The 13,282-nt window shown below is 72.1% G+C and carries 14 protein-coding genes; 9 read left to right on the top strand and 5 right to left on the bottom strand.

Annotated elements, in window-relative coordinates; translation table 11 throughout:
• Positions 1-103: 103 nt before the first annotated feature.
• Entirely contained in the window at positions 104-418 is a 315-nt protein-coding gene (locus ABT158_RS30595) for a hypothetical protein (RefSeq protein ID WP_352359234.1), read from the top strand.
• Positions 419-466: 48 nt separating this feature from the next.
• On the opposite strand, the gene ABT158_RS30590 is transcribed toward ABT158_RS30595, so the two are convergent.
• Positions 467-1,510: a protein kinase family protein gene (locus ABT158_RS30590; protein ID WP_352359232.1), complete on the bottom strand. Its 1,044-nt coding sequence runs from the start codon at positions 1,508-1,510 to the stop codon at positions 467-469.
• 50 nt (positions 1,511-1,560) lie between these two features.
• Here ABT158_RS30590 and ABT158_RS30585 point away from each other — a divergent pair, with 50 nt between their 5' ends.
• Entirely contained in the window at positions 1,561-2,100 is a 540-nt protein-coding gene (locus ABT158_RS30585; protein ID WP_352359230.1) for a DinB family protein, read from the top strand.
• 9 nt (positions 2,101-2,109) lie between these two features.
• On the opposite strand, the gene ABT158_RS30580 is transcribed toward ABT158_RS30585, so the two are convergent.
• Positions 2,110-2,799 (bottom strand): sulfite exporter TauE/SafE family protein, encoded by a 690-nt coding sequence (locus tag ABT158_RS30580; RefSeq protein WP_352359228.1) that lies wholly within the window; start codon positions 2,797-2,799, stop codon positions 2,110-2,112.
• Positions 2,800-2,906: 107 nt separating this feature from the next.
• Here ABT158_RS30580 and ABT158_RS30575 point away from each other — a divergent pair, with 107 nt between their 5' ends.
• Positions 2,907-3,701 (top strand): neutral zinc metallopeptidase, encoded by a 795-nt coding sequence (locus tag ABT158_RS30575; RefSeq protein ID WP_352359226.1) that lies wholly within the window; start codon positions 2,907-2,909, stop codon positions 3,699-3,701.
• Here the strand turns inward: ABT158_RS30575 and ABT158_RS30570 are convergent.
• Positions 3,638-4,318 carry a TetR/AcrR family transcriptional regulator C-terminal domain-containing protein gene (locus ABT158_RS30570; protein WP_352359224.1) on the bottom strand — a complete coding sequence of 227 codons (681 nt, stop codon included), beginning with the start codon at positions 4,316-4,318 and terminating at the stop codon, positions 3,638-3,640. The genes ABT158_RS30575 and ABT158_RS30570 overlap by 64 nt on opposite strands.
• 70 nt (positions 4,319-4,388) lie before the next feature.
• Here ABT158_RS30570 and ABT158_RS30565 point away from each other — a divergent pair, with 70 nt between their 5' ends.
• The gene (locus tag ABT158_RS30565; protein ID WP_352359222.1) at positions 4,389-5,303 is read left to right on the top strand and encodes an ATP-binding cassette domain-containing protein; all 915 of its coding nucleotides are present in this window, start codon (positions 4,389-4,391) and stop codon (positions 5,301-5,303) included.
• Between the two features lie 14 nt (positions 5,304-5,317).
• Positions 5,318-6,112: an ABC transporter permease gene (locus ABT158_RS30560; RefSeq protein ID WP_352359220.1), complete on the top strand. Its 795-nt coding sequence runs from the start codon at positions 5,318-5,320 to the stop codon at positions 6,110-6,112.
• A gap of 153 nt (positions 6,113-6,265) precedes the next feature.
• On the opposite strand, the gene acnA is transcribed toward ABT158_RS30560, so the two are convergent.
• Together acnA and ABT158_RS30550 are read right to left on the bottom strand one after the other, a co-directional pair.
• Positions 6,266-8,995: an aconitate hydratase AcnA gene (gene acnA, locus ABT158_RS30555; RefSeq protein WP_352359218.1), complete on the bottom strand. Its 2,730-nt coding sequence runs from the start codon at positions 8,993-8,995 to the stop codon at positions 6,266-6,268.
• A gap of 145 nt (positions 8,996-9,140) precedes the next feature.
• Complete coding sequence (locus tag ABT158_RS30550; protein ID WP_352359216.1) at positions 9,141-9,869, bottom strand: metal-dependent hydrolase; 729 nt, start codon at positions 9,867-9,869, stop codon at positions 9,141-9,143.
• 311 nt (positions 9,870-10,180) lie between these two features.
• Here ABT158_RS30550 and ABT158_RS30545 point away from each other — a divergent pair, with 311 nt between their 5' ends.
• The 4 genes from ABT158_RS30545 (at position 10,181) to ABT158_RS30530 (ending at position 13,282) form a co-directional block, all read left to right on the top strand.
• Positions 10,181-10,915 (top strand): PadR family transcriptional regulator, encoded by a 735-nt coding sequence (locus ABT158_RS30545; RefSeq protein WP_352359214.1) that lies wholly within the window; start codon positions 10,181-10,183, stop codon positions 10,913-10,915.
• A gap of 55 nt (positions 10,916-10,970) precedes the next feature.
• Positions 10,971-11,453, top strand: coding sequence for a DUF1707 SHOCT-like domain-containing protein (locus tag ABT158_RS30540; RefSeq protein ID WP_352359212.1), 483 nt, complete (start codon positions 10,971-10,973; stop codon positions 11,451-11,453).
• A 93-nt stretch (positions 11,454-11,546) separates the two neighbouring features.
• Positions 11,547-12,227 (top strand): DUF6879 family protein, encoded by a 681-nt coding sequence (locus tag ABT158_RS30535; RefSeq protein WP_352359210.1) that lies wholly within the window; start codon positions 11,547-11,549, stop codon positions 12,225-12,227.
• A 176-nt stretch (positions 12,228-12,403) separates the two neighbouring features.
• Positions 12,404-13,282 (top strand): CAP domain-containing protein, encoded by an 879-nt coding sequence (locus ABT158_RS30530; protein WP_352359208.1) that lies wholly within the window; start codon positions 12,404-12,406, stop codon positions 13,280-13,282.

The raw sequence follows: 13,282 nt of genomic DNA, 5'->3' as shown, positions 1-13,282 counted from the left end.
GTCAGGACTCACCGTCCAGGAAACCGGAGTGCTCACCTGCCGGCGGCTACCACCAAGGAGTCTGCCGGATGGCTTACTCCCAGAACTGATTAGGAACCCCGCCATGCGCCACCGTGCCCGCCTCGCGGCCCTGACCGTGGTCCTCGCCTCCGCGACCGCCGCGCTCGCCGCGCCCCTGCCCGCCCAGGCCGCGACCGGTCAGGTCGTCGTCTTCCAGGTCGAGCCGCTGCCCCTGGAGATCTACGACGACCCCGGCGGCTGCACGAAGCTGCCCGCCGCCGCGCACGTGCTGAACAACCAGACCGATCAGGTCGTCCGCATCTACGGCGACCCGTTCTGCTTCGGGCCGTCCGTCGCGGTCCGGCCCGGCTACGGCAGCCACGTCCCGGCGGGGGCGGGAAGCTTCTCCGTGGCATAGCCGAGCGCCGCACCGCGAGCGGCCCCCGCACCCGCGGGGGCCGTTCGCTCAGCGGCGTGGGGTGTACGGAGCCAGCGCCCCGAAGTCGACGTCCGCGTCCGGCCACCGGCGCCGCAGGGCCGCGGCCACCTGGCGGCACCATCCGGCCAGCCGGGGCAGCGGCCCCTCGGCGGTACGGGCGGTCTCCTCCAGGATCGCGACGAGCTGGGCCCGGCTGTCGTCCCCCGCCGGGCGGCCGTCCAGCACGGCCAGCCGGGTGAGCCGGGCCAGCGCGTACGACACGCACGCCGCCGCCAGCCCCCTGCCGTACCACCCGTCGTCCTCGGCCTGCGGGACCCCCAACGCCAGCGCCCGCCGGTAGACCTCGCCCTCGGCCGGGCCGCCCAGGGACAGCCAGCCAGGCCCCGGCACGTGCAGCGGGACCGCGTCGTGCAGCGCGTGCGTGAACCGGGCGAACTCGAAGTCGATCAGCCGCGCGTCGGCCGGCCCCTCCGCGTGCACCAGGACGTTGTTGGCCTCGGCGTCGCCGTTGCTGAGCACCAGGAACGGCCCTGGCTCGGCCAGTTCGGCCAGCGCCGCCCCGAACTCCCGCTCCACCCCGCCCGGGACCGGCACCCCCAGCAGCGACGGCATCCCCGACTCACGCTGCCCGGCGACCCGGCCGAGCCGGTCGGCGGCCGGATCGACCGGCCCGAGCGCGGCCCGCCGCCGGTAGTACGCCTCCGCGTGGCCCGCGGTGAGCGCGCCGAGCTCGCCCCGGGCGCGGGCGGCGGCCGTCAGCCGGTCCGCGTGCGCCCCGGCGCCGTGGCGGCGCAGCAGCCCGTCGAGCGCGGTCCGCGGCGCGAGGTCCGCCAGCACCAGCCGCCCCTCCGCCAGGTCGACGGCCAGCACGCGCGGCGCCAGGGCCGCGCCCAGGTCCTCCGACAGGAACCGCAGGGCGGCCGCCTCCGTGCGCAACCGCCACGGCTCGTCGCGGGCGCGGGAGGCGTGCGGCCCGGTCCACTTGATGATCACGGTCTCGTCGCGGTCGGTACGGGCGCGGGCGACCCGCCATGGCTCCAACCTGGTCCACTCCACCACGTTGATCACCATGCGAGCGTACAGAAGGGCCGGGCATCGCCCTGTCGCTAAACTGCCCGACCATGACCGAATTCGACGAGCAGGGACGCCCGGAACCTCCCTTCATGGGCGACGAGACCGAGACCCTCCTGGGCTTCCTCGACTTCCTGCGGGCCACCCTGGAGTGGAAGTGCTCCGGCCTCGACGCGGCGGGCCTCGGCGCCACCACCGCCGCCTCCCCGATGACGCTCGGCGGCATGCTCAAGCACCTGGCCTACGTCGAGGACCACTGGTTCTCCCGCCGTCTGCACGGCAACGACCCGCACGCCCCCTGGGACACCGTCGACTGGACGGCCGACCCCGACTGGGACTGGCACTCCGCCGCCCACGACTCCCCCGACGAGCTGCGCGCGCTGTGGCGGGACGCGGTGGCCCGCTCGCGCGCCCTGACCGCCGAGGCGCTGGCCGCGGGCGGGCTCGACCAGCCCGCCCAGCGCCCCTGGCCGGACGGCCGCCGCCCGCACCTGCGCTGGATCCTCGTCCACATGATCGAGGAGTACGCCCGGCACAGCGGCCACGCCGACCTGATCCGCGAGTCCGTCGACGGGCAGACCGGCGAGTAGCCCGGCGGGTCAGGTCAGCAGGCTCTGCGCGATCAGGGCCAGCGCCGACACGGTCGCCACGACCAGGACGGCCGTCCGCACCTTGCCGCCGTCCAGGTAGCGGCGCAGCGGCCGCGACGCCAGGAAGCCCAGGATCATCGGCACGATCAGAGCCGCGCCGGTGGCCAGCGCGCGGGCGGGCAGGTGGCCGACGAACGCCAGGATGGCGATCGACTGCGCGGCGCTCAGGAAGAAGAACATCGCCAGGGTGGCCCGGATCTGCGGCCCCTTGGCATCTTGGTAGACCAGCGCCAGGGGCGGGCCGCCGATGCCCGTGGCGGTGCCGGTGATCCCGGACACGAAGCCCGCGCCGGTGATCGTCCCGCCGTTGCGCACGACGCTGACCGTGCGCGCGGTGAGCCCGACCGCCAGCAGCACCATCACCCCGACCAGCACGCCGAGCGCCTGGACGGAGACGTACACGACGATGACGGCGCCGACGGCGCTGCCGGGGATCCGGCCCAGCAGCGCGAACCCGAGCCCCCGCCAGTCCACCCGCCGCCACTCGGCGGCCAGCGTGAACAGCGGCAGGGTCATGTTGACCACCTGGATCGCGCCGGGCATCAGGCTGTGGTCGAGCATCGTCAGCACGGGCGCGGCCACCAGCCCCAGCCCGAACCCCACACTCCCCTGCACGACCGCACCCAGAAAAACCGCCATACTCCCGACAAGCAGCACCAATCCCGCATCACTCACGCCGAAAGTCAACCACCCTCACTCAGCGTCACCCCTGATGGACAGCCCCACCGGGCGAGCGGGCCACGGAGGTGCGGGGGCGGGGCGCGGGCGCGGGGGCGGGGCGCGGGCGCGGGGGCGGGGGGCGTTGGCCGGGAAGCTCTATGCTGCTCACCGTGCACTCCCCCGCTCCGCGTGCCCTCGTTGCCCTCGTCGCCCTGTCGGTGCTGGCGGTCGTCCTTCAGGCCGGGCCCGTGCAGGCCGTCGCGACGCCGAGGCTCGCACGGTCGGCGTGCCCCGAGACGCCGATGAGCTCAGGCGGGATCCCCCGGAGCCGCGAATACCTCACAGCGGTTCTGAAGTGCCTGGACAAGTCGTGGTCCGCCCATTTCAGGCGCACCGGCCGGACGTTCCACAAGCCCGTCGTCCGCTACTACGACGAGCCGGTGCGCGAGGTGTGCGGGTTCGCCTGGCCCGAGCACGCGGCGGCCTTCTACTGCATCGGCCGCGACACCCTCGTCCTCCCGCTGACCGGCGCCTGGATCGAGGGCCGCACCGACCTCTACCCGTTCAAGGTCGCCGCCCACGAGTACGGCCACCACGTGCAGAGCCTCCTCGGCGTGCGCAAGGGCGCGCAGAGCCGGCGCTACGAGCTCCAGGCCGACTGCCTGGCCGGCGCGTTCCTGGGCAGCGTGTGGCCGTCGCTGAGCCGTACCCGGCAGGACTGGACGGCGCTGCTCGACGCCACCAGGGCCGCCGGCGACGAGGGCGAGGAGCACAGCCACGGCACGGGCGCCAACCGCGTGCGCTGGCTGGAACGCGGCTACCGGGCGGTCTCGCCGGCGGCCTGCGACACCTGGTCGGCCCCGGCCTCGCAGGTCTCCTGACGGTCGAGGCGGGCCTGCATGCCGTCGAGGATGAGCCGCAGCCCGTCGTCGAACGAGCGCTCCCCCTGCGGGTCGCCCACCTCCGCCAGCCCGGCCGTCAGCCGAGGGTGGGCCCGCTGGAAGGCGGCCATGTCCGGCATGGCGCCGTCGGCGTCCGGCCGCGTCCGGTCGGCCTGCTCCTCCAGCACGAACCCGGCGACGTACACGCTCATCGCGAACAGCCCGCGGACGGCGTCGCCCACCGCGAACCCGGCCGACTCCAGGGCCGCCACCGACCGCTCCACCACCTCGAACAGCACCGGTGACGGCCGGGTGCCGGCCACCAGCCGGGCGCCGTCGCGGTAGGAGTTGAGCATCGCCCTGTCGCGGTGGGCGTGGTCCCTCATCCACTCGCGCCAGGCGGCGGGCTCGGCCAGCGCGGGACGGGTCATGTGAGCGGCGGTCATCGCCTCGGCCATCGCGTCGAGGAGTTCCTGCTTGTTCGTGAAGTGCCAGTAGAGCGCGGGCGCCTGGACGCCCAGCTCGGCCGCGAGCCGCCGCAGCGTGAGCCCGTCGAGCCCGGTCTCCTGCAGCAGCCGCAGCGCCGCGGCCACGATGGTGCCCTTCTCCAATGCCACGGTTGACAGCTTAACAACGTTCAATGCATCCTTAACGCTGTTAGATTTAACGCCGTTAAGGAGCCTCGCGATGATCTGCGCGGAGGGTTTGCGAAAGCGGTACGCGGCCACGGAGGCGCTCAGGGGCATCGACCTCGACGTCCCGGCCGGCACGGTGTGCGGGCTGCTCGGCCCCAACGGGGCGGGCAAGACGACGACCGTGCGCATCCTGGCCACCCTGCTCCGCCCGGACGGCGGCCGGGCCGAGGTCGCCGGGCTCGACGTGGTGCGCGACGCGGCCCGGCTGCGCTTCCGCATCGGCCTGGCCGGTCAGCACGCCGCCGTGGACGAGCTGCTGACCGGCCGGCGCAACCTGGAGCTGTTCGGCCGCCTCTACCACCTGTCCAGGGCGCGGGCCAGGAGCAGGGCCGAGGAGCTGCTGGAGCGGTTCGGGCTGGCCGCGGCCGGGCGGCGGCTGGTCAGGACGTACTCGGGCGGCATGCGGCGGCGGCTCGACCTGGCCGCGAGCCTGATCGTCGCGCCGCCCGTGCTGTTCATGGACGAGCCGACCGCGGGGCTCGACCCGCGCAGCCGCCGCGAGCTCTGGGACGCGCTGCGCGACCTGGTCCGCGAGGGCACCACGCTGCTGCTGACCACCCAGTACCTCGACGAGGCCGACCATCTGGCGGACCAGGTCGTGGTGCTGCGCGAGGGCCGGGTCGCCGCGGCGGGCTCCCCCGGCGCGCTGAAGAGGCAGGTCGGCGGCGACCGCGTGCAGATCGTCTTCCGCCACCCCGGCGACGCGACGGCGGCCCTAGGGACGCTCGGGCCCGCGTCCGGGCTCGCCGTCGAGCCGGGCGGGACCCGGGTGACGCTGCCGGCGCCCGACGGGGCCCAGTCGCTGGTCCGCGTCGCCCGCGCCCTCGACGTCGCCGGGATCGCCGTCGAGGACCTCGCGCTCCGCCGTCCGACGCTCGACGAGGTCTTCCTCCACCTGACCGCATGACAGGAGCCACGAGCATGAACCTGCGCTGGACCGTGACCGACTCCCTGACCATCGCGGGCCGCACGTACTCGCGGTGGAAGGCCCAACCGGGGGAGATCGCCGGGTTCCTGGTGTTCCCCGTCATCATGACCGTGCTGTTCGGGTACGTCTTCGGCAGCGCGATCACCCTGCCCGGCGGCGGCGACTACCGCAGCTTCCTCATGCCGGGCATCTTCATGCAGGTCATGGCCATGACGGCGACCGCGGCCGCCACGGCGGTGGGCGAGGACATGGAACGCGGGATCATCGACCGGTTCCGCGCGCAGCCCATCGCCCGCAGCGCCGTGCTCATCGGACGCAGCGTGGCCGACCTGTCGATGCACCTGATGTCGCTGGCCGCCATGGTCGCGGCGGCCGTGCTGCTGGCCGGCTGGCGTGCGCACGGCTCCCCGGGCGAGACGGCGGCGGCGTTCGGGCTGCTGGCGCTGTTCGGCCTGGCGATGATCTGGGTGGGCACCTACATCGGCCTGTACGTGCGCAGCGGCACGCAGGCCGACGCCGCCACGTTCGGCTGGCTGTTCCCGATGACCTTCCTGGCCAACACGTTCGTGCCCACCGAGGGCCTGCCCGCCTGGCTGCGGCCGGTGGCCGACTGGAACCCGATGAGCGCGACCGTGGCCGCCGCCCGCCGCCTGTTCGGCAACCCCACCTCGGCGGGGACGGTCTGGCCGCTGCAACATCCGGTGGCGGCGAGCCTGCTGTGGTCGGTGGCGCTCATCGCCGTCTTCGCCCCGCTGGCGACCCACCGGTACCGCACGTCCAGCCGCTGAGACGCCACTGGACAGCGGAGAGCCGCCCGGCGGAGGGTGTTCCGCCGGGCGGCTCTCACGGGTCGGGTGAAACCCCCGATGCGGGCGCGTGAGGATCCGCGCCCCGTCCCCGGCCCGCGTCCGGCTCTTGACCGGGCGCGGAGGCGGGAAGTTCTACTTGGCCAGCAGCGAGCGCAGGACGTACTGCATGATGCCGCCGTGCCGGTAGTAGTCGGCCTCGCCGGGCGTGTCGATGCGGACGACCGCGTCGAACTCGACGTCGCCGGCCTTGACGTGCACGGTGGACGGGATGCCGCCGCCGTTGAGCGCCTCGACGCCGGTGATGTCGAACGTCTCCTCGCCGGTCAGCCCGAGCGAGGCCGCCGTGGCGCCCTCGGGGAACTGCAGCGGGAGCACGCCCATGCCGATCAGGTTGGAGCGGTGGATGCGCTCGTAGGACTCGGCGATCACGGCGCGCACGCCGAGCAGCGCGGTGCCCTTGGCCGCCCAGTCGCGCGAGGAGCCCGAGCCGTACTCCTTGCCCGCCAGCACCACCAGCGGCGTGCCGGCCTCGGCGTAGTTGACCGAGGCGTCGTAGATGAACGACACCGGGCCGTCGGGCTGGGTGAAGTCGCGGGTGTAGCCGCCCTCGGTGCCCGGCGCGATCTGGTTGCGCAGGCGGATGTTGGCGAACGTGCCGCGGATCATCACCTCGTGGTTGCCGCGCCGCGAGCCGTAGGAGTTGAAGTCGCGCACCTCGACGCCGTTGGCCTGCAGGTACTGGGCCGCGGGGGTGCCGACCTTGATCGAGCCGGCCGGGGAGATGTGGTCGGTGGTGACGGAGTCGCCGACCTTGACCAGCACGCGGGCGCCCGAGATGTCGGTCACCGGCTCCGGCTTCTCCGGCATGCCCTCGAAGTAGGGGGCCTTGCGCACGTACGTGGAGGACGGGTCCCACTCGAAGGTGTCGCCGGTCGGGATCGGCAGCGAACGCCAGTGGTCGTCGCCCTTGAACACGTCGGCGTAGTCGCGCTCGAACATGTCGCGGCCGATCGAGGAGTTGACCACCGCGGCGATCTCCTCCGGCGCGGGCCAGACGTCGCGCAGGAAGACCGGCTGCCCGTCGGAGCCGAGGCCGAGCGGCTCGTTGTCGAGGTCGATGTCCATCGTGCCGGCCAGCGCGTACGCCACCACGAGCGGCGGCGAGGCCAGGTAGTTCATCTTGACGTCGGGGTTGATGCGGCCCTCGAAGTTCCGGTTGCCGGACAGGACCGCGGTGACCGCGAGGTCGTTGGCCTGGATGGCGTCGGAGATCTCGGTGGGCAGCGGGCCCGAGTTGCCGATGCAGGTGGTGCAGCCGTAGCCGACCAGGTTGAAGCCGATCTTGTCGAGGTACGGCTGCAGCCCGGAGCGCTCGAAGTAGCCGGTGACGACCTGCGACCCCGGGGCCAGCGAGGTCTTGACCCACGGCTTGCGGGTCAGGCCCTTCTCGACGGCGTTGCGGGCCAGCAGCGCCGCGCCGATCATGACGTACGGGTTGGAGGTGTTGGTGCACGAGGTGATCGCGGCGATCGACACGATGCCGTGGTCGATCTCGAACGACGTGCCGTCGGCCAGCGTGACCGGGACCGGCTTGTGCGGCCGGCCGCCGTCGGCGCGGGCGTTGGAGGCGGGCGCGTCGGAGGCCGGGAAGGACTCCTCGCCCTCCTCGTCGACGCCGTCGGCCACGTAGTTCTGGACGTCGCGGCGCCAGGCGTCCTTGGCCGCCGACAGCTCGATGCGGTCCTGGGGGCGCTTGGGGCCGGCGATCGACGGCACGACCGTGCTGAGGTCGAGCTCGATGTACTCGGAGAAGACCGGCTCGGGGCCCTGCGGGTCGAGCCAGAGGCCCTGGGTCTTGGCGTACGCCTCGACCAGCGCGATCTGCTCCTCGGAGCGGCCGGTCAGGCGCAGGTAGTCGACGGTCTGGCCGTCGATCGGGAAGATGGCGCAGGTGGAGCCGAACTCGGGGCTCATGTTGCCGATCGTGGCCCGGTCGGCCAGCGGCACGGAGGAGACGCCCTCGCCGTAGAACTCGACGAACTTGCCGACCACGCCGTGCTTGCGCAGGATCTCGGTGATCGTCAGGACCAGGTCGGTGGCGGTGGCGCCGGCGGGCAGCTTGCCGCTGAGCTTGAAGCCGACCACGCGCGGGATCAGCATGGAGATCGGCTGTCCGAGCATGGCGGCCTCGGCCTCGATGCCGCCGACGCCCCAGCCGAGCACGCCGATGCCGTTCTCCATCGTGGTGTGGGAGTCGGTGCCGACGCAGGTGTCGGGGTAGGCCTTGCCGTCGCGGATCATGACGACGCGGGCCAGGTGCTCGATGTTGACCTGGTGGACGATGCCGGTGCCGGGCGGCACGACCTTGAACTCGTCGAAGGCCGTCTGGCCCCAGCGCAGGAACTGGTAGCGCTCGCGGTTGCGCTCGTACTCGCGCTCGACGTTGCGCTGGAAGGCGTCGGGGTGGCCGAAGTAGTCGACGATGACGGAGTGGTCGATGACCATCTCGGCGGGCGCGAGCGGGTTGATCCTGGCGGCGTCGCCGCCCAGGTCGCGCACGGCCTCGCGCATGGTGGCCAGGTCGACCACGCAGGGGACGCCGGTGAAGTCCTGCATGATGACGCGGGCCGGGGTGAACTGGATCTCCACGCTGGGCGTCGCGGCCGGGTCCCAGCCGCCGAGCGCCCGGATGTGGTCGGCGGTGATGTTGGCGCCGTCCTCGGTGCGGAGGAGGTTCTCCAGCAGGATCTTCAGGCTGTACGGGAGGCGTGCGGCGCCCTCGACGGCGTCAAGCCGGAAAATCTCGTACGACGCGTCGCCGACGCGTAGCGTGTCACGGCTGCCGAAGCTGTTCGCGGACACGGTGATTCGCCTCCTCCATCAGACAATTGCTCAGTTGAATCCTGCCGCACCCACGGAACGACACGTACGTTAGGTGAACCTAACTTGCGGGGCTCGCGGCGGATGTCTCGACGTCAAGATATTACTACGGTATCTCGACATCAAGTTAAAGCGGGGCGAGCCGCCAGAAGAGCAGGCCGATGATGGCGACGGAGAGGATCGGCGCGAGGATCTTCTGCTCGAACTTCTTGCCGGTCTTGATGCCGATCTTCCACGGCAGCACGAACTTGGCGCCGAGCGGCCACAACACCGGGCAGCCCCGTTCCGTCATGCAGTCGCCGACGACGTGGATCAGGCAGCCGACCCCCACGGCCAGCCCGAGCCAGGCGTAGCCGACGTTCAGGGAGAGGAACACGGCGTAGAGCCCGGCCGTCATGCCGATGTTGATCATGATGGACCCGGCCTTGTTGCCCGGGATGCCGATGCCGATCGCCCGCAGGGCCAGCCCGACCATCAGCACGACCGTGATGTCACGGGCGATCGGATAGGTGTTGACCAGCCAGTGGACGCCGAACCCGAGCGCCGCCGCGAAGGCCAGCGAGTGCGTCATGCCGCGGTGGCCGCCGCTGATCCAGGACACGAACTTGCTCAGCAGCCAGGTGACCGGGCCGAAGGTCTGGGCGATGGTCGCGCTGGGATGGTCGAGGTCGGGCAGCATGGCCGCCCCCGCGCAGACCAGGGCGCCGGCGATCAGCTCGGCCGGGCCGAGCGCGCCGGCCATGATGCCGGTCTCGATGAACCGGGAGCTCTCGTTCAGCAGCGGCAGTGCGGCGAGCGGCGGCGCCAGCGCCAGCCACGCGATCGCCCCGGTCATCGCGTGCGTGTGCCCCATCATGATCGGGACTGTATTGCAAAGAGCCGCTTTACGCGGAGATCCCGGCCGCCAGGTTCTGCTGACGCTGGAACGGTCCGTCCGAAAACACCCGCAAACGCAGACGAGGTCGTCTCCGCGGCGACAGCACCCCCCAGCCCTGCCGACGCGGAACGACCTCGTCTGCTCTGTTCAACGGCGGACATCCCAAGACTGTTCCCCAATTCCGCAACTTTTTCGTGATCTGGCTCACTCTGGGCCCTCCCTTGCCAACGAAACAGTAGCGATATATCGTTGACGCATCGAGAACAGATCGCGATATAGGGAGAAAGAGCATGAGTTACGCACACGCAGCGGGCGACCAGTGGTTCGGCCCGCGGGAGAACCTGCGCGCGGCCCGCGAGAAGCTGAGGGCCATCGCCGACGCGTTCGAGCAGATGGGCGGCCACCCCCACCATCACAGGGGCGGCGGCGGGCCGGGCGAGCGCAGGCAACGCGGCCGGCGCGGCGGGCCGGGCGGACCGTTCCCGTTCGACTTCGGCCGCGGCGGCCCCTTCGGTCCGGGCGGGCCCTGGGGCGGGCACCACGGCTGGGGCGGCGGCCGGGGCCGTAAGGCCAAGCGGGGCGACGTGCGCGCCGCGATCCTGGCCCTGCTGGCCGAGGAGCCGCGCAACGGCTACCAGATCATCCAGGAGATCGCCGAGCGCAGCGAGGGCGGCTGGAAGCCCAGCCCCGGCGCCGTCTACCCGGCGTTGCAGCAGCTCACCGACGAGGGCCTGGTGATCGCCGAGGAGAACGACGGCCGCAAGACCTTCCGCCTCACCGACGAGGGCCGCGCCTACATCGACGCGCACGCCGACGAGGTCCGCGCCCCCTGGGACGAGATGCGTCCGGACATCGACGACAACACCGCCGATCTCTGGCACATCGCCCGACAGTCGGCATTCGCCATGATGCAGGTTCTTCAGACCGGAAACGACGCACAAATCCGCGAAGCGCGTAAGACTCTGGTTGAGACCCGGCGCAAGCTCTACCAGATCCTGGCCGACGGCGAACCGGGCGAGGAGTAACCAGGTGACCGGCTCCGCAGCGACAGGCCGGTTCGGGGAGAGCGAGGAACCAGACATGGACCACAACGATCTCCGCATCGGCGACGCCGAGCGCGAGCAGACGATGGCGGCCCTGCGCGAGCACTTCGCCCAGGGCCGCCTGACCCACGAAGAGCTCGACGAACGCCTCGACCGGGCGCTGGCGTCCAAGACGGTCCGCGACCTGTCCCAGGTGACGGCCGACCTGCCCGGCTCGTCCCCCGCCTACGCCCAGCCCCAGCAGCTGCCCCAGTTCGACCGGGACGCCTGGCGCCAGGCGATGAGGGCGCACCGCCACCAGATGCAGACCATGCGCCACGCGCAGGCCGGCCGCCCCTGGCACGACCATTCCCGCCGTCACTGGCGCGGCCACCGCGGTCCCGGCCTCCTGCCCCTCCTGGTCGTCTTCGGGGTGCTGGGGCTGGTCTTCGGGTTCGGCCTCTTCAAGATCCTGCTGGCGGTCTTCGTGGTGGCCACCGTGTTCAACCTGGTGCACCGCCGCTTTCACTACCGCGGGTGACCTTCGCGTCCCTTCGTGACGTTGGGCCTTGACCAGAATCAACTGACATTTCATGATCTGGCGGGCGGATCTGACCGAACGAAGGGGCGTCGTATGACCGAGCCGGGTTCCGTGGTGGCCGTCACGAATCCGTTCGCCGCGGTGGGCGGCGCCGACGCGCTCGTCCTGGACGCGCCCGGCTACCTGGCGGCCTTCGAGCGCGACCACGCGGACTGCGTCGTCCCCCTGTGGAAGCTGGAGCGCGCCCAGAGCTTCTACGAGCCGGACGTGGCGAGCTGGCGGGCCATGATGGACGGCGACTGGGCCGGCTCCCTCTCCCTGGCCGAGCAGATGGCGCCGCTGGTGGCCGGCTACTTCCGCCACCGGATGCCGGTGAGCCGGGTGCGCGTGGTGGAGTTCCCCGTCAGCGCGTACCTGCAGTGGGAGATGCACCTGCTGGACATGCGGGCCAGGGCGGGCTCCCCCTGCCGGGTGGTGCCCGCGGCGCGCGTGGCCGCCCTCGAACCGGTGCCCGAGCTGGTGATCTTCTCCCCCGTCCTGATGTACGAGGTCCTCTACGACGAGTACGGCGGCGGCCGGGGCGGCCGGCGCATCACCGATCCCGGCGTGATCGGCCCCTGCCTGCGGGCGGTCCAGGAGCTGTTCGCCGAGGGCGAGGACGTCCGCGACTTCCACCGGCGGGAGATCGTGCCGCTGCCGCCGCCGTCGGTCACCGACGAGATGCGCGCAGCGGTGCCCCCGTACGCCCACCGGACGGAGGAGTTCCGGGTCTGAGCGCGCCCGGGGTTCCGGCCCGTTCCGGCCCGCGGCTGGAACGGGCCACGACGCATCTCCTGACACTTTGGTTTACCCGGACATCAGGGAAATTTCGCAAATTTCGTGACACAGGGGTTGCGGTCCTACCAGAATGCGGTGCGATCCAGCGTCCATCGCAACTGGAGGAAGCCCCCATGCGCAGACCCCTAGGGGTACTCGCCGGCCTGGTGAGCCTGGCTGCACTCGGTACGCCGACCCCGGCGGACGCCGCGACGGCAGCCGCGGCCGGCAGCGAGGCCGCCGGCCGCTGCCGGGTCACCGTGGCCACGCCTCGCGTCAACGACACCGCTCAGATCATCTCCTCCGCCGCCCGTCAGGGCTGCCGTACGGACGCGCTCCTGCGTGTCCGGCTCAAGCGCGCCGTCCCGGGCACGGACCCCGTCGTCAAGAGCGGCTCCACCCGGTCCGGCAGCGTCGCGCTCACCCTTCCCTGCGCGCCCGGCGTCTACTACGCGGTCGCCACCGACCACCGGGGCCGCGGCGCGACCTCCAGGGCGGTCCGGCTGACCTGCGCTCCGGCCCCGACGCCCACGGCGTCCCCCAAGCCCACCCCGACGGCAACCCCGACGGCAACCGCCACCCCGGCTCCCAAGCCGACCGCGACCGGCCCCGCCGGCACGGTGGGCACCGCCGAGGAGAACGAGGTCCTGCGCCTGGTCAACGCCGAGCGCGCCAAGGGCGGCTGCCAGCCGCTCAAGCACGACGCCCAGCTGCGCGCCGCGGCGTACGGCCACTCCGCCGACATGGCCGCCAATAGCTACTTCGACCACACCTCGAAGGACGGCCGCAGCTTCATGGACCGCATCAGGGCGGCCGGCTTCACCGGCGGGACCGCCTTCGCCGAGAACATCGCCAAGGGCCAGGCCACCCCGGCCGCCGTGATGAACTCCTGGATGAACAGCTCGGGCCACCGGGCCAACATCATGAACTGCCGGTACACGGTGATCGGCGTGGGCGCGGCCAGGAACGGCCAGGGCCCCATCCACTGGACGCAGGACTTCGCGGCCAGGTAG

This window comes from Nonomuraea sp. NPDC001636 (genome assembly GCF_040298265.1).
Taxonomy (GTDB): domain Bacteria; phylum Actinomycetota; class Actinomycetes; order Streptosporangiales; family Streptosporangiaceae; genus Nonomuraea.
This window is presented reverse-complemented; position numbering and strand designations above follow the sequence as displayed.